The sequence below is a fragment of the Marinobacter nanhaiticus D15-8W genome, assembly GCF_036511935.1.
In the GTDB taxonomy this organism is placed as follows: Bacteria; Pseudomonadota; Gammaproteobacteria; order Pseudomonadales; family Oleiphilaceae; genus Marinobacter_A; species Marinobacter_A nanhaiticus.
The window spans coordinates 213,302-235,330 of sequence record NZ_AP028878.1 but is presented as its reverse complement, the minus strand read 5'-3'; the positions used below and the strand labels follow the sequence as shown (position 1 = coordinate 235,330).

Genomic DNA, 22,029 nt, shown 5'->3' with positions numbered 1-22,029 from the left:
CATGACTAGCCAACAGCACACAGTAGAAAAAATCGGCGGTACGTCCATGAGCGACTATCACGCCGTACGTGACAACATCGTTGTCGGTGATCGCAGCACCGACGAACTCTACCAACGGATTTTTGTGGTTTCCGCCTATGGCGGAGTGACCGACGAATTGCTCGAACACAAGAAGACCGGCGAGCCCGGCGTCTATGCCCTGTTCGCGGACGCCGAGTCGGATTGGGCCTGGGGTGACGACCTGACCAAGCTGGTCCATTTCCTGACCGACATCAATGGCGAACTGTTCGACGACCCAATGCTCAAACAGCAGGCCGACCAGTTCATCATGGACCGCGTGGAAGGTGTTCGCGGCTGCCTGATCGACCTGCAGCGCCTGTGCTCCTACGGCCAGTTCCAGCTCGAAGAGCACCTGCTTACCGTGCGGGAGATGCTGGCCGGTATCGGCGAGGCCCACAGTGCCTTCAACACTGCATTGAAACTGCAGGCCGAAGGCATCAACGCCCGTTTTGTCGACCTGACCGGGTGGCGCGATAACGAGCTGCTACCGCTGGACCAGAAGCTCAAGCAGGCGCTGGACAACATCGACCTGACCCGGGAACTGCCGATCTGTACCGGTTATGCCCAGTGTCAGGAAGGCCTGATGCGCACGTTCGACCGGGGTTATAGCGAGATGACCTTCAGCCGTATCGCGGTCATCACCAACGCCCGCGAAGCGGTTATCCACAAGGAGTATCACCTGAGCTCCGCGGATCCGAAGATCGTCGGCGAAGACAAGGTGGTGCCGATCGGCCGCACCAACTACGACGTGGCGGACCAGTTGGCCAACCTGGGTATGGAAGCCATCCACCCGCGCGCTGCCAAGGGCTTGCGCCAGAACGACATCCCGCTGCGGGTGAAGAACACCTTCGAGCCGGAACACACCGGTACGCTGATTACCCGCGACTACATCAGCGAGAAGCCCCAGGTCGAAATTATCGCCGGCGAAAAGGGCATCTTCGCCGTCGAGGTGTTCGATCAGGATATGCAGGGTGATCCCGCGAGTGAACGCCGCATCCTCGAGGTGCTGTCCCGGTTCAAGGTGCGCTGCGTGACGAAGGACACCAACGCCAACACCATCACCCATTACGTGGACAGTACACTCAAACATGTGAAGCGTATCGTGCGCGCGCTGCAGGAGGATTTCCCTAACGCGGAAATCACCACCCGCAAAGTGGCGCTGGTATCCGCCATTGGTAGCGATATGCAGGTGCCGGGCGTCCTCGCTAAAACGGTGACCGCGCTGGCCGATGAAGAGATCAGCATCCTGGCCCTGCACCAGTGCATGCGGCAGGTGGATATGCAGTTCGTCATCGACGAGGACCACTACGAGAAAGCGATCGCCAAGCTGCATGCCACGTTGATCGAGCCGCACAACCACGGCTACGCCATCGTCGCTGCCTGACGATGGCGCGTCCCGGCCAACCGGGATGACAAGAATTATCGTGGCCGGGATCGGTCGCCCTGGCTGCGGTAATGGAGGACGTCTTGCCTCCTGATCGGGCCGCCTGAACTGCGAATTTCAGGCGGTACCCGGTCACCCTCCCTTACGTTTCCCCTCCACCGTTCTTTGCTTTCCGCGCTCTACATTCGATCGCTGGCGCCGCACCTTACCTTCAAACCTGTATGGGCTGTGTCCTCTTTACCAGAGCGCGTGCAACTTTCTATCCTGCCGTTGGAATCCACCGGTCTGCTGGAATCCGGCAGACGACCGCCATCGTAAACACTACAGTAGCGCAACGCGCCAGATACCAACCTATCGGTTTCAAACGACGACAGACAGCCCTATGCGATATGAACCCTGGCCCGAAGCCGCTTCGGCCATCGCCTATGAAAAACGGACAGGGCACACTGAAACGACGGCAGAGAGTGCCGCTGCAGGAAACACCGCGCCCATACAGCTGCCTGACGGTATGCTGGGAGAGGCCAGCGGTGACACGCCGTCGCTGGTGGCTCACTATTTCCGCGATGCCCAGCGGCATTCGCTGCTGGGCGAAGCGGCGGAGCGCCGCCTGAGTGCGCGACTGACCCGCGCCCTGGATATCCTGGCGCGCCATCGCAACCTGCCCGAAGGCACACCACAAACGTTGCGCGACGTGACCGAGGATCTGACCGAGGCGGATCTTGCATCCACCTATGCCCGGCGAGCCCTGCGTATTGCCATGGCCTGCCGCCACACGCTGATCCAGAGTAACCTGCGCCTGGCCGTGCACCTGGCCCGCCGACATACCAACCGCGGCATCCCGCTAACCGACCTGATCCAGGAAGGAAACGTCGGGCTGATCAAGGCGGTCGAACGTTTCGCCCCAGGCAAGGGGTTCCGGTTCTCGACCTACGCCTACTGGTGGATCAGCGAAGAGATCAAACGCAGCCTCAAGCGGGGCCGACGTGTGGTGCGAACCCCGGAGCACGTGGTCGATGAGATTCGCGCGCTGCAGGCCGCGATGAACCAGCTTTATCGACAGCACGGGCGGGCACCCAGCCAGAAGGAACTGGCCCGGCACCTGAACATTCCGGCCCAGCGTGTGGGTGAACTCCTGGCCTACGCCCAGCCCGAGATATCGACCGCGACGCCCCTGGGAGAAGGCGATGATATCCACCTGGGCGAAGCGCTGAGTAGCGAAGATGATCGCGACCAGCCGGAAGCCTCGCTGCTGCCACGGGACCAGAAACGGTTACTGACCGATATCCTCTCCAATCTCGATGAACGCGAGCGGGATATCCTGTCACGCCGCTTCGGGCTCGGGCTGCCGGAACCGGAAACCCTGCAGATCATTTCCGATAACTTGGGTATCAGCCGCGAGCGCGTCCGCCAGATCGAGAAAGGTGCGTTGGCCAAGCTGCGCGAGCGCTACGCCAACCTGGCCGATATGGCCGGTAATTAGGCTTCCGTCTGGACGACTCCTGGACCGACGGTCCGTCGCTCAGGCCGAAGCCGCGATAAGCGGGTGCGTCAGCAGCCAGAAGCCTGCAATGGCCTGGCAGGCGCAAGCCACCAGCGTCAGCACTGCTCGTAGACGGCGATACCAACCCGGCCAGTACAGCCGCATCCAGCGAACATCCACCAGGTAGAGTGCGACATAGGCGACCGGATAGACCACAGCCTGGCCTTCGATCGGCAGCAGCAACGATAGGCCCGCCGACAGGAAGAACACTTGGCTGATGACCAATGTCGTGATTGGGGAAAGGGGAAAGCAGCGATGCTCGAGCTGCAGGGCAATAGGCCAGTACACGCCGGCCATGAACGCCAGCACGCCGGCACTGTAGATATAGAAGAGTTTGACGCAGGTCGCCTGGGCGTCGGGCCAGAGCAGGATAGCCAGCATCCCGAAGATAAACGGGATCAGCCCGGCCAGGCCAATCGCCGTCGCCAGTCGCGCGACCGCAATCATCTACGGACTTCCTGTACCTGGATCCGCAAGGGCTCCACAGCATCGGAGGACAGGCCCACCATCTCGCCATAGGCGGAGGCGTGCACCACTTCCGTACGTAGCACGTCGAACGATCCGAGGATGTCCTGCACCTGCCAGGCGCTTTTCATCAGCCGGGTCTTGCCCCCGTCATCCGACAACACCCTCATCCCATCGCCCATGTGCAGTCTGGCCATGTAGAACTGGCCCTCCAGGGACAGGATTTCCAACAAATCGATACGGGGATGTTCGAGCGCGCGCAGCTCTGCCAGGGTGATACGCAAGTCGAGCCCTCCAGGATAGGTGAAGCTTTTCGTTGGGGTTGTACGGGCTTGCTTTACCAGCCCACCACAGGACCCACTGTGACTTACGTGAAAGAGTTACGAAAGGATCAGACTTTTGATGCTATCGACCCAAGCTATGACACCGACGAATGCACTAGGAACTGGCCGCGCGCGGGAAGTCGTGCTCCCCGGCCAGATCCATGCAAACCTCGCGGGAGGGGCACGTCAGCAGGTGGTCGTTCACCATCCCCACGGCCTGCATGAAGGCATAGACGATTGTTGGTCCTACGAAGTTGAACCCGCATTTCTTTAGCGCACGGGACATGGCTTCTGCTTCCGGCGTGGTTACGGGTACGTCGCTCAGGCTTTCCCAGGCGCCCTGGATCGGGCGGTAGTCGACGAAGGACCAGAGAAACTCGGAGAAAGAACGGTCCTGGTCCCGAAGGGCCAGGAAACCTCGGGCATTACGGATAATGGACTCTACCTTGAGCCGATTGCGGACGATGCCCGGGTCCTGCAGCAAGGCTTCGATCCTGGCGTCGTCATAGCGGACGATCGCCTCGGGATCGAAATCGTCGAAAGCGGCCTCGTAGTTCGCCTGCTTGCGCAGGATGGTGATCCAGCTCAGGCCCGCCTGCTGTCCATCCAGGCAGAGTTTGGCGAACAGTTCCTGGTCATCCGAAACCGGCCGGCCCCAAACATTATCGTGGTACGCCACGTAAAGCGGATCCGTGCCGCACCAGCCGCAGCGTTGGTTAGAGTCCATGACTGTTACTCCCTGTGATGGCCTGGTGGACGGAACTCATAAAGGGGGCGCCTGAAATTGACGAAGCGAGCGCCGGCAAGCCCAAGGTTCCATCATAGCGTAGAGCTGGTCTCAGGGCTGCAGGCGCTGGATCTGCCAGTGCTCGCCGTCCTTAAGGTATTCAAAGCGGTCATGCAGACGACTGGGGCGCCCCTGCCAGAATTCGAAACGCTCCGGCACGACACGATAGCCGCCCCAGAATGTGGGCAGGGGGACTTCGCCGTCCTGAAAACGCTGCTTGATCTCTGCCACCTTTTGCTCCAGCAGGCCGCGGGTCTTGATCACCCGGCTCTGCTCTGAAACCCAGGCTCCGATCTGGCTACCGCGCGGGCGGGACGCAAAATAACGCAGGGATTCCGCCTTGCTCACTTTCTCCACCCGGCCCTGGATGATGACCTGGCGGTTGAGCGCTATCCAGGGGAACAGCATGGCCGCCCGTGGATTCTCGTCCAACTCATGCGCCTTGCGGCTGCCATAGTTGGTGAAAAAGACGAAACCGTGGTCATCGAAATACTTGAGCAATACCGTACGCAGGTTGGGTTGGCCATCCGTGCCGGTCGTGCCCAATGAAAGTGCATTGGGTTCGAGGATGCCCGCCTCCCGTGCATGATTGAACCAATTGGCAAACTGGCCGACCGGATTTGCATCCAAGGCGTCGACATCGAGGCCCTCGCTCTCGAAATCCCGCCGCATATTACTGATATCCATTATTTTTTCCTGAAATCAAACACCAATGGACCTGAACTTACGTTGTAGCCGTCAGTTGGGTTCATGCCCGGACCCCGGCACAGTCGTTGCTGTGTGTCGCTATAGAACGCAACCGACTGCCAAAGTAGTGCAGCCGGGAACAGGGCAGATGCCTCGATCGGACGCCCAAAGATCACGGCACCTTCATCATACGGGCTCCGGTCCATGAACTGTATGGTTGCCGCCGTTTGCCGGGAACGGCAAGCCGATTCGGCCCAAAGGGCAGTCGAACAAAATTATTTAGAAAACAAAGTTATTTTTTGTTTTACAGATGCTATTTTGGAAGGATCTGTCATGTACTTCCGGGAGACGCATCGTTTTGGCGCTGCAGTTGAGCCCCTGGTAACGTGCATAACAGACTGAGCCAGGGCGGACGGCCAAAAAGCGTTGGATTGCAAATTTTTACTATACTGAATAAATAACGATGCCTTAAGCCGGCAATCGCTCGCAGGATCCACACTGAATGAAGCCGAAAGTAGTTGTAAAGCACCTCTTCAAGGTCTTCGGGGATAACCCGGAAGAGGCGATGAACCTGCTCAACCAGGGCATCGGCAAGGCCGAAATCTTCGAACGTACCGGCAAGACCATCGGTGTCATGGACGCCTCCTTCGAAATCTTCGAAGGCGAGATCTTCGTCGTCATGGGTCTCTCCGGTTCCGGCAAATCAACCCTGGTGCGCTTGCTCAACCGCCTTATCGAACCGACGTCGGGCGAAGTCTGGGTAGGCGACCAGAACATCGCCGCCCTGTCCGAGTCCGAACTCAACCAGTTGCGACGTTCGAAGATGAGCATGGTGTTCCAGTCGTTCGCCCTCATGCCCCACATGAACGTGATCGATAACGCCGCCTTTGGCCTTGAGCTGTCCGGCGTACCCCGCGACGAGCGCCATAAACGAGCCCGCTCCGCGCTAGCCCAGGTCGGCCTGGAGGCTAACGCCAACAGCTATCCGGATGAGCTATCCGGCGGCATGCAGCAGCGTGTCGGCCTGGCTCGGGCACTCGCCAACGATCCGGAAATCATGCTAATGGATGAGGCTTTCTCAGCCCTGGACCCGCTGATCCGCACCGAGATGCAGGACGAGTTGGTCAAGCTGCAGAAAGACTCGAAACGCACGGTCGTCTTTATCTCCCATGATCTGGATGAAGCCATGCGCATCGGCGATCGCATCGCCATCATGGAGGGCGGACGCGTCGTTCAGGTCGGCACGCCGGATGAAATTCTCAAGAATCCCGCCGACGATTATGTCCGCTCCTTCTTCCGCGGTGTCGACGTTTCCACAGTGCTTTCCGCTGGGGATATCGCCCGGCGCAAGCAGGTGACGGTCATCGAGCGTGAGGGCGCCGGGGTGCCGGCCGCGCTGGAGCGCCTGCGCCAGAACGAGCGCGACTACGGCTATGTGGTCAGCCCTGACCAGACGTTTCACGGGGTCGTCTCGATCAATTCGCTACTTGAGGCCGAGAAGAAAGGTGCGCGGGTCAGCGAGGCCTTTATTCCTGGCGTCGACCCCATCCCAGCCGGCTCATCGCTCACCGACATCATGGGTTCGGTGGCCTCAGCACCCTGCGGTTTACCGGTGACAGACGAGGATGGCCGCTATCTGGGCGTCATCTCGCGGGCGGTACTGCTGCAGGCATTGGATCGGGAGGGCGAATAAGTGGCTGAGCAACAAAACACACCGAATAGCGAATCAGTTCCCTATAACGAGTCCAGCGGGTCAAACCCGTGGGCGGATGCCTCCGAACAGCAAGGATCCGGCGGCACGAGCAGCAACCCCTGGGGCGGCGCAGGCTCAACCGAGGGCAACTCCGACAGTAGCTGGCTGAGCAGTGCCGAGAGCGTCGAGCAGGTTCAGAATACCCTGGCCGAACCGTTCAAGACTGAATGGTTCGATATCCAGGGCGGGGTGGAGAACGCCATCGACTGGATCGTGGAAAACTTCCGTATCTTCTTCCAGCTCGTCAAGGAACCGGTGGATTTCGCTCTTAGCGTATTCGACGCCACGCTGCTGAATGTACCACCGCTTGTGATGGTTGCCCTGTTCGGCCTCATCGCCTGGCAACTGGCCGGACTGCGTCTCGGGATTGCAGCCGCGATCGGTATGATCGCCATGGGCGCTATCGGCGCCTGGGAACAGTCCATGACCACCCTTTCGCTGGTGATTACCTCGGTGCTGTTCTGCATGGTTATCGGTATCCCCACAGGTATCTGGATGGCCAAGAGCAATCGGGTAGCCGGTGCCGTACGTCCTATTCTCGATACCATGCAGACCACCCCCGCTTTCGTGTACCTGGTACCCATCGTGATGCTGTTCGGTATCGGTAACGTGCCGGGAGTCATCGTCACCATTATCTTTGCTGTGGCGCCCGTCATCCGGCTCACCAACCTGGGCATCCGTCAGGTGCCGGACGACCTGGTGGAGGCCTCCCGCTCGTTTGGCGCCAGTCCGCGTCAATTGCTGTTCAAGGTCCAGTTGCCGCTTGCGATGCCCACCATCATGGCGGGCGTCAACCAGACGCTGATGCTGGCGCTGTCGATGGTGGTGATCGCCTCGATGATTGCAGTACCGGGCCTGGGCCTGATGGTTCTGCGCGGCATCGGCCGGCTGGATATCGGCCTGGCCACCGTCGGGGGCATCGGCATCGTTATTCTGGCCATCATCCTGGATCGCATGACCCAGGCTCTGGGCCGGGATTCCCGGGAACGGGGAACCCGTCACTGGTATGAGTCCGGCCCGGCCGGATTGGTACACGCACTGGTGAAAAAGAAGAAGGAAGCCTAAACGCTTCACCATTTTGCAGGAGGATTATCGCATGACGCTTAGAAAGACACTGACTGCCACGGCCCTGGCCAGTGGCGTCGCGTTCGCGGCGCAGGCTGCCGACATGCCCGGCGAGGGCGTGACCGTGCAGGCGATCCAGAGCCCGATTGCCGAAGAAACCTTCCAGACCATGCTGGTCAACGAGGCCCTGCGCGACCTCGGTTATGACGTCCAGGACATCCAGGAAGTGGATTACAGCGCCGGCTACACGTCCGTGGCCAACGGCGATGCCACCTATATGGCGGTCAACTGGTACCCGCTGCACAATACGATGTACAAGAATGCCGGCGGGGACGATACCTTCTTCCGCCAGGGCCACTACATCACCGGCGCGGCCCAGGGCTACCTGATCGACAAGAAGACCGCCGAGGAACACGGCATCGACAACCTGGAGGACTTCAAGAAGCCTGAAGTCGCCAAACTCTTCGATACCGACGGCGACGGCAAGGCCGACCTCACCGGCTGCCAGGCAGGCTGGGGCTGCGAAGGGGTGATCGAACACCAGCTCGACGCCTTTGAACTGCGCGATAGCATCACCCACAAGCAGGGCCAGTACGCCGCCATTATCTCGGACACCATCACCCGCTACGAAAACGGCGAGTCGATCTTCTACTACACCTGGACCCCCTACTGGGTCTCCGGCATTCTGGTGCCGGGCAAGGATGTCGTTTGGCTGGAAGTACCTTACTCAGCCAACCCCAACGGTACGGACACGGAGCTGCCCAACGGCAAGAACTACGGCTTTGAGATCAATAGCGAGCGGATTGTCGCCAACAAGGAATGGGCCGAGGAGAACCCTGCAGCCGCCAAGCTGTTCGAGGTCATGGAGCTATCGGTCAATGATGTCAGCGCCCAGAACATGAAGATCCGAGAGGGCGAAGACTCCCAGGAAGAAATCATGGCCCACACCAAGGCCTGGATCCAAAACCATCAGGACACCTACAACGGCTGGCTGGAAGCCGCGCGCGCAGCGGCTGAATAAGCCAGGCGCGTAGCAGGGGGATGCCGGGCGGCATCCCCTTTTTTGTGTCCGGTTGGCTGACGTCACTTTAACGACCGATAGAGGGTTGCGTCAGCCATGACAGGCGACCGTGTATCGGACTATCCTTTTGTAAACCGTTCTCGTCTTTCATTTTAAGTGCCGACAAGGAGCGTTCCGTGCCTGACACCGCAACCCGTAAGCCAGTCTATAAAATGGTGACCTTCTGGCTGGCCCTGCTGCTGGTTGTCTATGCCCTGGCCGGTTTCCTCCTGCTGCCCTGGTGGCTGGAGCGTCAGGTGCCAGAGCAGTTGCAGAGCCAGATGGGCTGGCAAGGCGACGTTGAGGATATCGACATCAACCCGTTCTTCATGACGGTGGACATCGAGCAACTGCAGGCCAACGATAGCGAAGGCACTCAAGTGCTCAGCTTTCAGGCACTGCATGCGGATCTAGCCTTTTGGCGCCTGTTCACCGGCACCATCGCATTGGAGGTTATTCAACTTCAACAACCGTTCGTGCGCGTCGACCTGCTTGAGGGCTACGGCGTCAACCTGGTGCGGGACTGGAACCAGCAACATGCTGACAAAGCGGCGGAGAACGCGCAAACCACAGAAGCCGACTCGGAAGACGGCGAGCCACCGAATCTCTATTTCGCAGAAATACGCATCGAGCAGGGCCAGGTCCAGTTGCGGGACTTCACCAAGGAGCAGCCAGAAACCTTCAACATCCAGCCGCTCAACCTGACCCTGAACGACCTGGCCACCTTCAGCGAAGACGGCACTAGCGATTACACCCTCTCTGCCGCCATCGGCGAACAACAGATCGACTGGCAGGGCGATCTCGGCCTGATTCCCTTCCATTCCAATGGCCGTATCGAACTGAGCAACATCGAATACTCCACCATCTGGCACTTCGCAGCGCCTTACGCCCCCTATGTGGTCACCAACGGCACCCTCAGCCTGACTACCGACTATGCCATGTCCAGCGAGGGTGACTTCGCCCTGATCACCCGTAACGGGCAGATCCGCATCCAAGACCTGAGCGCACGCCTGGCGGATGCCGACGAGCCCTACGCCACCCTGGCCACCGCCGCCGCCAATGACATCAACTTTGACCTCAACGCCCTCAGTCTGGATATCGGCTCGGTCGACCTGGACCAGTTGGACGCGGACATCAGTCGCAATAGCGAAGGCGTGGTAAACGTCGCCGCACCGTTCATGGGGGCCGAGCAGGAGACGGAGAACGACGAAGCGTCCCAGAACCAACAGGGTTCGGACAGCGAGTTCCGCTGGAGCATCGGCAGTGTCCGCCTGGGTGACAGCCAGGTAGACTGGCATGACGAGGCTCTGGCAACGCCCGCCGATCTCGCGCTGAGTGGGCTCAACATCGAGATAGGGCCGCTGACCCACGCGCTGGGCGAGCCGGTACCCTACCAACTCGATGCCAATACCGGCGAAAACAGCAAGCTCTCCGCCCGGGGCCAGATCACCATGCTGCCCTTCACACTGGAGTCGGTGCTGACACTCAACAGTATCGCCCTGCCGCAATTTCAGCCCTACATCCAGGAATACGCCAACATCGTGCTGAACAGCGGCCAGTTGGACGTCGAGGGTAACCTCGACATCGATACCCAGGACCCCACGCTGACGGGCACGTTTAGCGGCACAGGCACCGTCACCAACCTGGAGATCGCCCGCGAAGGCCGATCCGACAAGCTTTTGAGCTGGAGTTCCCTGGTACTGAATCCGATCGAACTGAACCTCGACCCGGGCCGCCTGGAAATCGGTACCGTGACGCTCACCGACCCGGATGCAAACATCATTCGTCTTGAAGATGGCAGCACCAACCTGAGCAATCTCATGGTCGACTCGGGGTCTGACGAATCCGAAGAGGAGGGTGCCAGCGACGAGAGAGAGGATGGCGAAAGACCTGAGTTCATCTTCCGAACCGGCTCAATACAGATCGAGAGTGGCGGGTTCGACTTCGCCGATCGCACGGTCGACCCAGTTTTCACGCTGCGGGCGCGGGAACTCGCCGGCACCATTTCAGGCCTCACCAACATTCCGCCACAACAGGCCAGTGTGCGCCTCAATGGCCAGATCGGCGAACGCGGCAGCGTCGAGGTGACCGGCTCTATCGGCACCCTGGGCGAAGCGGACAAGACCGAACTGAAGCTACAGCTGGACAACCTGGCCATGGCCGAACTGTCTCCCTATTTCGGCAAATACCTGGGCTACGGCGTGGACAGCGGCAAGTTGCGTCTGGACCTGGATTACACCCTTAACGGCGCGCAGCTTGATGCGGCCAACCATATCGTGATGGACCAGTTGGCCCTGGGACAACCTGTGCAGAGCGACCAGGCGATTGATGCGCCGATAAAGCTCGGATTAAACCTGCTACGCAACGGCAACGGCGTGATCGACATCAATCTTCCGGTTTCCGGCAACCTGGACGACCCCAAGTTCCGGGTTAGCCAAGTCGTTATGAGTGCCTTTGTAAACCTGCTGGCGAAGGCGGCCACATCGCCGTTCACGATGCTGGGATCGATCGTCGACCTGGCCGGCTTCTCTGGTGAGGAACTGGGCAAGGTGGGTTTCGTACCCGGCGAAGCCACGCTGGCGTCGGGCGAGGAGAAGAAACTTGAGGCGCTGGCGAGCGCCCTCTCCGAGCGCAAGGATCTGCTGTTGAACGTGCGTGGCGCGGTGGCGCCGGATCTGGATGGCCTGGCACTCAAGAGCCAGCGCATGAACACCAGCCTCGACCTTACCAACGATACGCCTCGCCGCGAACGTATCCGCATCCTGGAAAACCACCTGACCAGCACCCAGGGTGAGGCCGCGCTGCAAAATCTCCAGCAGACCAACAACCAGACTACCGAGGCGCGCATGAGCGATGCCCGCTGGCTGGAAACCCTGACCCGCGAGCTCACCCGGGATGTGCAGATACCGCCTGAAGAGCTGGACCGTCTCGCCAAGCAACGGGGAACACTGCTGTTCCAGCGTCTGTCGGAGGACTACGATATCGCCGAAGACCAGCTGTTCCAGCTGGCGCCGTCACAAGACGCAGAAACCCAACTAACGGCGGAAACCATCCAGGTGATCGTGCCTTTCGCCATGGATTCTCGTTAGCAGGGCGGATGTCCGATAGCGCAAGGGGCTTTAACCAACGCCAGGAGCGTTCACACAGACTAACCACGCCCATCAGGGCTAGGGGCTTTCGTTAGCAAGCAGCTCCGGCAGGCGCATGCCGTAACGCCTGACGATTCCAGGGTAGGTGCCGTCGTCGATCATCTCCCGGAACAGCGCTTCAAGCGCCCCGGCTCCGAGCGTTGCGGCTGGTCTGACGATGCCGCGCAGGTGGTAGACCTGGTCGGGCTGCTCGGAAACCAGCAACTTCGCCGCATCCTCCGGCCGTTTCTGTCGAAAACGCTTGAGGAAGGAACGCGGCATTACCGCCACTTCGGCGACGGACGGACGGTCAGCAAGAATCAGCGCCATATTGCGTTCCTGGCTGCGGGACATTTCAATATCGAAGCGCTGGGTCAGGCGATCTTCGTCCGCATCGAAATCGGCAAACCCGTAATGATAGCCCAGGATGGCCAACAGCCGGCGCTCGGTCACCTGGTCGAAGAACGACTGGTCGCGCTCGGGTTTATCCAGGGCGACGAAGACTTCCTCATCTTCCAGCAGCACCGAGGTGGCATCGACCTCCATGGTGCCCCAGCCCCAGTTCAGACTCTCGAAGAGAATGACGTCATAGCGGCCCAGCCGATAGTCCTCGAAGCGCCGCTTCGAGGACGTACGCAGGATTTCAAAGGCGAATTGCTGCTGGCGCCGATTGAGCTCGGCGACGACCTCGACCACGAGCCCCTCGGGGTCGCCATCGGCATCGAAGGTAATGAGCGGATTGAAATTGTAGGCGCCGACGGTGACGGGTGTTGCGGCCTGGACTTGGAAAGGTATCCAGAGAACAATGACTATCAGGGCGCGCGACAGGCACAGTCGCATGAGCGTTTCTCCTACAATTCATGGAAGATTAGCACGCACCTGCGCCGTTAAGAACGACATACCTCCGAAATCTCGTTAACCTTTGCAATATCGTAAAAACAAGGCCGGACGCCATGCCTGCATCGCTTAGTCACTTCTTTGCCTACATTGCCCGCCTGCGTTGGATCCGCCGCTGGGGCCTGATGCGCAATGCCATCGAGGAGAACGTCGCTACCCATTCCTGGGAGGTGGCCACCATCGCCCATGCCCTGGCGCTGATCAGCAACCGGCATTTCGAGGGCCAGGTGGACGCTGATCGCGTTGCTGCTGCGGCGCTGTACCATGACGCCACCGAAGTGATTACCGGTGACATGCCGACACCGGTGAAATATCACTCCAGCGTCATGCGTGAAGCCTTTGGCGAGATCGAGCACAAGGCCGAAGATGAGCTACTCGACCTGCTCCCTGCAAGTCTGAAGGACGATTTCGCCACCTATGTGAAGGAATCCCAGTGGCCGGAGGAGGTCAAGACGCTGGTAAAGGCTGCAGACCGGCTATCGGCCTGGCTCAAGTGCCAGGCGGAGATCAATGCCGGCAATAAGGAATTCGAACCCGCCGCCCTTCAGATCCGCCAGCGATTGGAAGTGGAGAACCTGCCGGAAGTACGTTATTTCCTCGAAGTATTTGCGCCCAGTTACAGCCAGCCGCTGGATCATCTGCTGGGGGACTAGTGGCCAGGCCCAGGCGCTCGACAACCTAATCGATCCCCACAATCTTGTGCATCTGCAGTGTGAGCCGCCATTGCGGGTGAGCCAGACAATAGTCCGTGGCCCGGCGGGTATTGCTCTTTTTCAGGGCATCAGCGCCGTCGTCCGGCACCGAGGGGGACGCCATCGGCGACAGGAAATAATGGTCCGCCCGAATATGGGCAAAGCGTTCGGGCATCGCCAGCGGCTGCGGGTAGACCAGCTTCAGTTCGTTGCAGCGCTCGATCACCACCTTGGCATCCGCCTTCGGACTCACGCACAGCCAGTCCAGACCCACCGGTGCCGGCAGGGTGCCGTTGGTTTCCACGCCGACCTCGAAGCCTCGGGCATGAAACGCCTCGATCAGGGGCTCGTCGAGCTGCAGCAGCGGCTCACCGCCGGTACAGACCACATAGGGTTTGAGCGTTCCAGAAGCCGCCGGATCGTGGGGCCAGAGCCCGGCGATATGATTCGCCAGCGCGTCGGCATCGACAAACTTACCGCCGTTCTGGCCATCGGTTCCGACAAAGTCCGTATCGCAAAAATTGCATACCGCCCAGGCCCGATCGGCTTCGCGACCGTTCCACAGGTTGCACTTGCTGAACCGACAGAACACCGCGGCGCGACCGGCCTGGGCGCCTTCGCCCTGCAAGGTGTAAAAGGCCTCCTTAACCCGGTACATCAAACCTCCACTTCGTACGGGAGCGGGTCCTTCAGGCCGTGGCTGGCAAACGCCTCCAGCCGTTCGACGCAAGAGCCACAACGACCGCAGGCTTTTTCACGTCCGTTGTAACAGGTCCAGGTCTGGCTGTAGTCCAGATCCAGCGCCAGGCCTTCGGCCAGGATCTGCCCCTTGTCCAGCTTCATGTAGGGCGCCTCGATGCGTACGGGCTCGTAGTTGGCCACGCGGCAGACGGCGTCCATCTTCTCGACGAATTCCGGCCGGCAGTCGGGATAGATCGCGTGATCACCCCCGTGGGCCCCATACCATACCGTCTGGGCATCGACGGAAACGGCATAACCGGTCGCCAGGGACAGCAGGATCATGTTTCGGTTAGGCACGACTGTGGCCTTCATGCTGTCTTCTTCATAATGCCCCTCCGGCACATCGATTGCATCGGTCAAGGCAGAACCCGTCATCAAGCTAGCCATTGGTGACATATCGACTACCTTATGAGGAATACCCAAGGCCTTGCAGACCGTTTCGGCGCACTCCAGTTCCCGCACATGGCGCTGGCCGTAGTTGAACGACAGTGCATGGACTTCGTGCCCGGCAGCCCGGGCCCGGTGCAGCAGGGTGAAGGAATCCATGCCACCGGAATAGATGACCACGACTTTCTCGGACATAGCGGGAACCTCGGGAAAGATTGAATCAGCGACAGTATCGATCGATGGACGAATTGTAACAGGGACCGGTCAGGATAGGTTCGCGTCCGTATCGACGGACCGTTAAACTCACTGGATGACCTTCGCCGGCGCTGTAGCCGAACGGAGGGCGCCACGACGATGATAATCAATAACGCAGTATGAACGTTTCTGATAGACCGGCATTTATCGACTTTGAGGCCTCGAGCCTGGACCTGATCGCCAGTTACCCGATCGAGGTGGGCGTCAGTCTCCCCGACGGCACCCTGCACAGCTGGCTGATTGCGCCACATGTTCTTTGGCAGGACTGGTCCGAAAGCGCTGAAGCCATCCACGGCATCAGCCGCGAGACCCTGTGCGCGGAAGGCCGGAAAGTCAGGGATGTGGCCTACGAATTGAATCAACTCCTGAACGACGCGGTCTATTGCGACGCCTGGACGTTCGACAGCTTCTGGCTACACCGGCTGTTCCGGGCAGCCCGGATCCGGCCAACCTTCCTGCTGGAGTCCGTATCCTCGATCCTCAGCGCACCCCAGGTGCAGCAATGGGCAGAAACCCGCCAACGGGTTATCGAATCGCTCGGCCTACCGGTTCACCGCGCCGCGAATGACGCGCTGATCCTGCAGGAGACCTGGCGCCGGGTCTGCGGTGAAGCGCCGGCGCAGAACCTACAGTATCGGGTCGCCCGACCCTGACCGGCCCATGTCCAGCGCGGGCAAGCGCCGCAATAATCAGCCTTTGCTGGACGACCGGCGCGCAGCCACGACCTCGATGACATCGCCAACCGTGTTCAATGTCCAAAAGGTGGCGAGGGCCATCAGCACCGCGCCCACGGCGGTAAATAGCATATCGGAACCCACGGCCTGGCTTTCAGCCAGGATGAAATAAACGGCCAATGCCGCGACCAGCAAAGCTTCGACGGCGATATCGGATTTCAGGGTAACGCGGGATTCCAGGGAAAGGTCGGACTTGGGCTTGAGACTACTGCCTGCGTCATCAGACATGATATTTTCGGTTTTACCTCTCATTTTTTCGCATTCGGCGAATGAATCAGACCAAGAATTATCCAGAAATGCATCCAGCATTGCTGTACGAGATGTTCAGTACGCGGAATTCAGTACGAACTACCCGAGACAGGAGGAAGGAGAAGGAAGGGCGACTCCGGCGGGAGGCATCCGCGTACAAAAAACAGGCAAAAAAAGCGCGACCAAGCGGCCGCGCCAACAATAAAGGAGAGATTCATCATGCCAACCCATCGTAGGTGAAAAGGGGCTGATGAATTGCACAACGTAAACACGTGACAGGATTAATTATGCCCATCCGGCGCCCTTCCATCTGTACGGGATTGCCGCAAAAACCGCTTGAAGGGGCGTTATAGGGACTTACCGACTGCATGGAGAATTTCGCTGTTCCAAGGCTTGCAAAGTTAAAGGCAGCGGATAGACTGAGGGGAAATGATGCAGGCGATGGGAGTTGAGTTTGCCAGCGTCATTCATTGAAGCATTCGTCATTGAAATTGTGAGAAAGCGAATCGTGATTCCAGTCGTTCACACACAACCCGCTTAAGCGAACGAATCCCCGTCATCGGGCGATTCGCGACGCGAATCTTCCGGTGGCCGAAGAAGCCCGGAAGTCTCCCGATTCCGGGCTTTTTTTATGGAACACAAACGCTGCTGCTGTATGAGGGCCATTTAGAACATGCACCCAACGCCAGACACCTTTGAGCAACCGATGAAGGGCGATACCCGCCTTGATCGGACTCGTTTGCGTTCTATTGTCATGAAGACGGTTTAACGGCTTCCTTCGATCCCGGGAGCCGTTGGGCGACCGGGCCGAGAATCTCTCGAGCAAACCCCGGTCGCTCCAAATCGGGGTTTATTTTTTGCACGCGCGACAAAGCAGAAAGGAGAGAGAGATGAGAAAACACCACAACCGCCCCGTATCCCAAAACAAGGCCCCCTCCCAGGGACCGATCCGCCGTCCGGCGAAACTGCCGCTGCTTGATGCCATCTGCAAGAAGCTGAACCAGCGCGTCAACCTGGACAATGAGCAGAGTGTGCTGGGTCTCTACGAGCGCGGATGGATCTTCAAGGGTGTCATCGCCAACACCGACGACCAGGAGGCACGGTACATTCGCGCCCTGGCCACCCGATACAATTCCTGGATTGCGCGCCAGGTCGCCTGATACCGGCACATTGAAACGATCGCCTCCGGGGAGCAGAGGGAACGCCATTCAGCCGTCAGTGGTGCCGGCTGAATCCCCGGAGGACGTCAGCCTCCTCACCGTGCACCATCACGTAGTTGTTGACCACATCCTGAATCTTTTCCTTCGAATACGGCTTGACCACGTAACCGTTAGCGCCAGCGCTGATCGCGCGCTGGATGCTATCGATGGAGTCATCAGCCGTGACCAGTACGATATGCTGCTTGTCGTTAACCTGTTTGAAGGCCTTCATCAGGTCATGGCCGTCCATGTCCGGTAAGCCTAAATCCAGCATCACGATGTGGAAGTCCTCCTGCCGGAAGCGCTCCTGGGCGCTGGCGGCATCTTCGCACTCGACGACCATGGTCGCGCCCGCCTGGTGCAACATATCCTTGAGCAGTTCGCGCATGGTGGGTTCATCCTCGACAACGAGGACTCGCAGGTTTTCCATTTTCAATTCCTCTCAATGATCAAAGATAAGCCACCGCAGGATCATCTATTCGCCATTGGAACGGCGGGGGATATGGAGCGGCGTGGGTGTGGCGATCTTGTCCGATGCCTGCTCGCCGCGCCTGTCGGGATGGTCATCCCGGTTGTCACCTCGGATAAGCATGTTGCTGACCGAGATCGCGGTGGTATACAGGGAAATGGCAACGATCAGCAGCACCGGCTGCAGGAAGGCCACAAAGCCGGGCACCTGCTCGCCACCAACGATACTGATGATCAGGATGATTGAGGGTCCCATGACCAGGAATAGGGTCAGGGCGATAAAGAAGACGATGCGCTCTTTATGACGCCCCAGGTCCTGGTTGGTCACCAGCCCCAGGACGAACTTGCCAATCGCAAGCCCCGCCAGGATCGCAGATGCGATACTCAAGTCCGGCCTAAGCAGCACCTGCGCCAGCTCGCCGTCCCACATTCGCTGCATGACGATCACCAGGAAGGGAAACAATACGAACAGCACGTCCGCATAGGTACCAAACATGGTGTTTAGCGACGGCGCATCACTGTGGTGTCTATCATCCATACTGCTATCGATCCTCACTTGGTCATTCCGATGTCGCATGGCGGGCCAGTGCCTGGCGCATCAGGGTCTTGAGTGTATCAAACAGGCCGGATACCGCGTCGGTTTCACCGCGCTTGACGGCAGCCTCCAGTTCCCCAGCCTGTTCAGTCATCAACGGATAGCCCATGGCACCTGCCGTACCCTTGATCTGGTGCGCCTGTCCCTGCAGGGCTGCCCAGTCCTGTTGTAGCAGCGCTTTTTCCATGGTTTTCATGCGTCCAGGCAGGCTCTCAAGGAACTGGTTGACCAACGTCCGGATACCTTCGTCCTCCTCATTGGCCGCCGTGCCCGAGCTGTCGGATATCTCCAGGTAGCGCGCCAGTATCGCCGCCAGGTGGCCGTTGTCGATCGGCTTGTTCAGCGCACCTTCACAACCGGCTTCCACCAGTTCCTCGATCTCCTGCTGATCGCCGGCGGTGAACGCTACGATGGGACGGCGAAAACCGGTCTGGCGTAACAGGCGCGTGGCCTCGGGTCCATCCATATCAGGCATGTGCCGGTCCATCAGGATCAGGTGGACCGTCTGGGCGAGCGCTGCCTGCACCGCCTCGCGGCCGTTGGTCACGGTGATCGTTTCCAGACCGAAGCGGCGCAATAGCCGCTCTACCAGGTGGCGATTGTCGTCGTTGTCTTCGGCTACCAGTACGGTGCCGGCATATTGCCGCGCCTCGTCGTCGCGTGGCCATTCATCCAGGGTCAGGTAACGGCCCAGCACCTCGTAGAAACGCCGCTTGTCGATAGGTTTGGCCAGATGATCGGTGCAGCCGGCACGGCGGTAGTCCTCGATATCCTCGGCCATGACATTGGCGGTAAGGGCGATGATCGGCGTGTTCACACCGGCCTCACGCAACGCCGCAGTGGCGTCGCGACCGTTCATCACCGGCATCTGGATATCCATAAAGATCAGGTCAAAGGTGCCATGGGTGGCCGCATCCAGGGCTTCGGCACCGTTATTGACGAATACGATCTCGGCACCGGTGCGCTGGACCATCAGGTTCACCAGTTTGCGATTGACCTCGTTGTCTTCGGCGCAGAGGATGCGCCCACGCAGTCGCGGTGCCGTGATCATCGGCAGCATGCGGCGGCGCTGCGTGAGCTCCGAGGCATCACGCAGCAGGTGCACGCCGTCCAGGGAGCCGGTGGCAATGGTGACCTCGAACTCACTGCCCTCGCCATAGACGCTACTGACATTGATGTTGCCTCCCAGCATTTCCGCCAGCCGCTTGGAGATACTCAATCCCAGTCCGGTACCCCCATACTGGCGGGCGATCGCCGCGCTACCCTGGGCGAAGGGATCGAACAACCGCGCCAACTGTTCCGGCTTCATGCCGATACCGCTGTCCACCACCCTCGCCACCAGGGTCTCGGTATCGCGCTGGCAACGCACAGTCAGTGAGATCGAGCCGCTTTCGGTGAATTTCAGCGCGTTTCCGCATAAGTTGATGATGATCTGGCGCAAACGGGTCGGGTCGGTCTGGATCGTTTCCGGCAAGGGAAATCCGCAGTTGATGGTGAAGTCGATGCCCTTTTCCCTGGCCCGCGGCGCGAAGAAGGCACGCACCTCATCCAGCAGCTCCGGCAGATGAACCTTGAGAATCTCCACGTTGAGCTTATTGGCGTCGATCTTGGAGTGGTCGAGGATGTCATTGACCAGATCCAGCAGGTGACGGCCGCTGCGAACAACCGTCTCGGCGCTGGTCCGTTTCTCCTGGTCATCCAACTCAGGGTCGAGCAGGGTTTCACCATAACCGATGATCGCCGCCAGCGGCGTGCGGATCTCGTGACTCATGTTGGCGAGGAACTGACTCTTCGCTTCCGCGGCGTTGCGCGCCAGTTCCTTCTCCATCCGCTCGTTCTCGCGCTCCTTCTCGATGACCTCCCGCTGCTTGCGCTCCGTAATGTCGATGCAGGTGCCTTCCAGGTGTTCCGGCTCGCCATCCACGTCATAAACGGTGTTGAGCGAGACGTTGAGCCAACGCTCCTCCCCCTGAAGCGTGTAGCAGCGGGTCTCGATACCCTTGGAGGTGCCGCGCGTCTCCAGTTGCTCGATCACCTGTTGACGCAGTCCCGGGTCGGCAAAACAGGCGGACAGCACATCCGGCACCCGGTGTACCATGCGCTCAGGGTCCTCGTAACCCAACAGTTCCGCCATCGCCGGGTTGGCGGCAACAAATCGACGCTCCAGCGACATCTGGAAGATGCCCTCGACTGCATTATTGAAGAGCGACTGGTAACGGGTCAGGTTGGACAACGCACGCTGGGACCAGTCCAGCGCTTCAGCCTGGATCAGCTTGATGCGGTCCGCCAGCGCAAAGGAGAACAGGATGATCTGGGCCGTCAGGCCGATCTGGGGAGAATGGGCCGTGAAGGAATTGAGCGGCGCCAGCCCCATGACCGTCAGCGCATACATGCCCACGCCCGCGAGGGTGCAGGTCCAGGCGAAGAAGTAGGTCCGGGCAGCGGCGTTGAAATGCTTCCAGGCCCAATAACTCACCGCGATCATGACGATGGCCAGCACGATCGAGCCGAGCACCGTCCATTCCATGGCTACGTGGTACGGCATGAACAGACTGAGGAAAAACGTCAGCACGACGCCCCAGAGACAGACCTTCAGTACATTGTCCAAATCCCCGGAGTGCTTGGGTAATTCCAGTAGTTCCCGCGCCATCAGGATGCCGAAGAACCAGGTGAGCAGGATCTGGTAGTGGAGGAACTCCTTGTTCAGGAACCAGGGACGCTCATCGAAAAGCTGCAGTCCGTGGACCTGCTCGGTGGCAATGAACAGCGTGGCAAACACCAGGTAGAGCACATAGTGGATGTTGCTACGCTCACGAACGGCCACTGCGACGAAGAGGTTATAAGCGAGTATCGCCAGGATACTGCCGAGGAAGATGCCCTGGATGGTTTCATCCACGGCGACCTTCTCTATGTAGGCGTCCGGCGCCCAGAGCACCAGGGGCAGGCGGAAGGTGTTGGCCGTTTCCACCCGCAGGTACACCCGCACTGCCTCGTCGGGATGCAGGGTCAGCTTGAATACCGGGTTGGGGACCAGCAGCTCACGCTCGTCCCAACTGGGGCTGTAGCCCATTTCCCGCTCATCGGAGAGTACGCCGTCGCGGTAGACGTGGACCGAGACATGATCCACCAGGGGTAGGCTCAGCTCCAGAAAACGCTCCATCGGTGCGTCGCCGGTGTATGCCAGATCGAAGCGTGCCCAATACGCAGATTCGGTATAGCCGAAGTTCAGCACGCCGCCATCATGCTTGCGGAACGCCCGGTCAAGGTCCTTGGCCCGCACATTTTCCAGACTGAGTTCGCCCGATGAGTCTTCCAGGTACCAGAGACAGGAAGCAAGCCCGATACGTTCGTCGCCGGGATCCACTTCGATGGGCGCATCATGACAGCCCTTACCCGCGGCAGGAACCGCAGAGGAAGCCAGCAGGCAAAGCAGGGTAACCAGCAGGCGAAACAGGGTGAACCGTGTCAACAAGGCAGCGATCGGTCGTTGCACTGCGCGCTGTTCCAGATGCCGCAAAATGTGATCTCCGAGCGGGCAGGAGCCTGCGAATTCCGTTAAC

At 59.6% G+C, this 22,029-nt stretch carries 20 protein-coding genes; 9 read left to right on the top strand and 11 right to left on the bottom strand.

Annotated features, from left to right (window positions below; translation table 11 throughout):
- The first annotated feature begins 1 nt into the window (after position 1).
- Complete coding sequence (locus RE428_RS01080) at positions 2–1,444, top strand: aspartate kinase (RefSeq protein ID WP_004579397.1); 1,443 nt, start codon at positions 2–4, stop codon at positions 1,442–1,444.
- Between the two features lie 382 nt (positions 1,445–1,826).
- Positions 1,827–2,924 carry a sigma-70 family RNA polymerase sigma factor gene (locus RE428_RS01075; protein ID WP_004579398.1) on the top strand — a complete coding sequence of 366 codons (1,098 nt, stop codon included), beginning with the start codon at positions 1,827–1,829 and terminating at the stop codon, positions 2,922–2,924.
- A gap of 39 nt (positions 2,925–2,963) precedes the next feature.
- On the opposite strand, the gene RE428_RS01070 is transcribed toward RE428_RS01075, so the two are convergent.
- The 4 genes from RE428_RS01070 to pdxH all read right to left on the bottom strand — a co-directional run bounded on the left by RE428_RS01070 (position 2,964) and on the right by pdxH (position 5,246).
- Positions 2,964–3,431, bottom strand: a complete 468-nt coding sequence (locus RE428_RS01070) for a DUF3429 domain-containing protein (protein WP_004579399.1) — start codon at positions 3,429–3,431, stop codon at positions 2,964–2,966.
- Positions 3,428–3,733 carry a DUF6482 family protein gene (locus RE428_RS01065; protein WP_004579400.1) on the bottom strand — a complete coding sequence of 102 codons (306 nt, stop codon included), beginning with the start codon at positions 3,731–3,733 and terminating at the stop codon, positions 3,428–3,430. The genes RE428_RS01070 and RE428_RS01065 overlap by 4 nt, the downstream gene beginning before the upstream one ends.
- A gap of 154 nt (positions 3,734–3,887) precedes the next feature.
- Positions 3,888–4,499 carry a DNA-3-methyladenine glycosylase I gene (locus tag RE428_RS01060; protein WP_004579401.1) on the bottom strand — a complete coding sequence of 204 codons (612 nt, stop codon included), beginning with the start codon at positions 4,497–4,499 and terminating at the stop codon, positions 3,888–3,890.
- A gap of 111 nt (positions 4,500–4,610) precedes the next feature.
- Positions 4,611–5,246, bottom strand: coding sequence for a pyridoxamine 5'-phosphate oxidase (gene pdxH / locus RE428_RS01055; RefSeq protein WP_004579402.1), 636 nt, complete (start codon positions 5,244–5,246; stop codon positions 4,611–4,613).
- 502 nt (positions 5,247–5,748) lie between these two features.
- Between pdxH and proV the strand changes: the two genes are divergently transcribed.
- From proV to RE428_RS01035, 4 genes are all read left to right on the top strand, one after another.
- Entirely contained in the window at positions 5,749–6,939 is a 1,191-nt protein-coding gene (gene proV / locus RE428_RS01050; protein WP_004579403.1) for a glycine betaine/L-proline ABC transporter ATP-binding protein ProV, read from the top strand.
- On the top strand, positions 6,940–8,064 hold the full coding sequence (proW, locus tag RE428_RS01045) for a glycine betaine/L-proline ABC transporter permease ProW (protein WP_004579404.1): 1,125 nt from the start codon (positions 6,940–6,942) through the stop codon (positions 8,062–8,064).
- Between the two features lie 31 nt (positions 8,065–8,095).
- Positions 8,096–9,085, top strand: a complete 990-nt coding sequence (gene proX, locus RE428_RS01040; protein ID WP_004579405.1) for a glycine betaine/L-proline ABC transporter substrate-binding protein ProX — start codon at positions 8,096–8,098, stop codon at positions 9,083–9,085.
- 176 nt (positions 9,086–9,261) lie between these two features.
- Entirely contained in the window at positions 9,262–12,213 is a 2,952-nt protein-coding gene (locus RE428_RS01035; RefSeq protein WP_004579406.1) for a DUF748 domain-containing protein, read from the top strand.
- Between the two features lie 78 nt (positions 12,214–12,291).
- Here the strand turns inward: RE428_RS01035 and RE428_RS01030 are convergent, their stop codons facing one another.
- Positions 12,292–13,092, bottom strand: coding sequence for a type 2 periplasmic-binding domain-containing protein (locus RE428_RS01030; RefSeq protein WP_004579407.1), 801 nt, complete (start codon positions 13,090–13,092; stop codon positions 12,292–12,294).
- Between the two features lie 113 nt (positions 13,093–13,205).
- On the opposite strand from RE428_RS01030, the gene yfbR reads away from it, so the two are divergent.
- Complete coding sequence (gene yfbR / locus RE428_RS01025) at positions 13,206–13,802, top strand: 5'-deoxynucleotidase (protein WP_004579408.1); 597 nt, start codon at positions 13,206–13,208, stop codon at positions 13,800–13,802.
- 25 nt (positions 13,803–13,827) lie between these two features.
- Here yfbR and queE read toward each other — a convergent pair whose 3' ends face one another.
- Entirely contained in the window at positions 13,828–14,499 is a 672-nt protein-coding gene (queE, locus tag RE428_RS01020; RefSeq protein ID WP_004579409.1) for a 7-carboxy-7-deazaguanine synthase, read from the bottom strand.
- Complete coding sequence (gene queC, locus RE428_RS01015) at positions 14,499–15,164, bottom strand: 7-cyano-7-deazaguanine synthase QueC (RefSeq protein ID WP_004579410.1); 666 nt, start codon at positions 15,162–15,164, stop codon at positions 14,499–14,501. The genes queE and queC overlap by 1 nt, the downstream gene beginning before the upstream one ends.
- Before the next feature lie 179 nt (positions 15,165–15,343).
- Here queC and RE428_RS01010 point away from each other — a divergent pair, with 179 nt between their 5' ends.
- Positions 15,344–15,877 carry a 3'-5' exonuclease gene (locus tag RE428_RS01010; protein ID WP_004579411.1) on the top strand — a complete coding sequence of 178 codons (534 nt, stop codon included), beginning with the start codon at positions 15,344–15,346 and terminating at the stop codon, positions 15,875–15,877.
- A gap of 36 nt (positions 15,878–15,913) precedes the next feature.
- Here RE428_RS01010 and RE428_RS01005 read toward each other — a convergent pair whose 3' ends face one another.
- Complete coding sequence (locus RE428_RS01005; RefSeq protein WP_040882910.1) at positions 15,914–16,186, bottom strand: hypothetical protein; 273 nt, start codon at positions 16,184–16,186, stop codon at positions 15,914–15,916.
- A gap of 911 nt (positions 16,187–17,097) precedes the next feature.
- Here RE428_RS01005 and RE428_RS01000 point away from each other — a divergent pair.
- A complete protein-coding gene (locus tag RE428_RS01000; protein ID WP_004579413.1) occupies positions 17,098–17,367 on the top strand; it encodes a hypothetical protein in 270 nt (89 codons plus the stop codon).
- 55 nt (positions 17,368–17,422) lie between these two features.
- On the opposite strand, the gene RE428_RS00995 is transcribed toward RE428_RS01000, so the two are convergent.
- The 3 genes from RE428_RS00995 to RE428_RS00985 are packed head-to-tail and all read right to left on the bottom strand — an operon-like array spanning position 17,423 to position 21,962.
- Positions 17,423–17,836, bottom strand: coding sequence for a response regulator (locus tag RE428_RS00995; protein WP_004579414.1), 414 nt, complete (start codon positions 17,834–17,836; stop codon positions 17,423–17,425).
- A gap of 45 nt (positions 17,837–17,881) precedes the next feature.
- Positions 17,882–18,412 (bottom strand): hypothetical protein, encoded by a 531-nt coding sequence (locus tag RE428_RS00990; RefSeq protein WP_004579415.1) that lies wholly within the window; start codon positions 18,410–18,412, stop codon positions 17,882–17,884.
- Between the two features lie 22 nt (positions 18,413–18,434).
- A complete protein-coding gene (locus RE428_RS00985; RefSeq protein ID WP_227500183.1) occupies positions 18,435–21,962 on the bottom strand; it encodes a response regulator in 3,528 nt (1,175 codons plus the stop codon).
- Positions 21,963–22,029 lie beyond the last annotated feature (67 nt).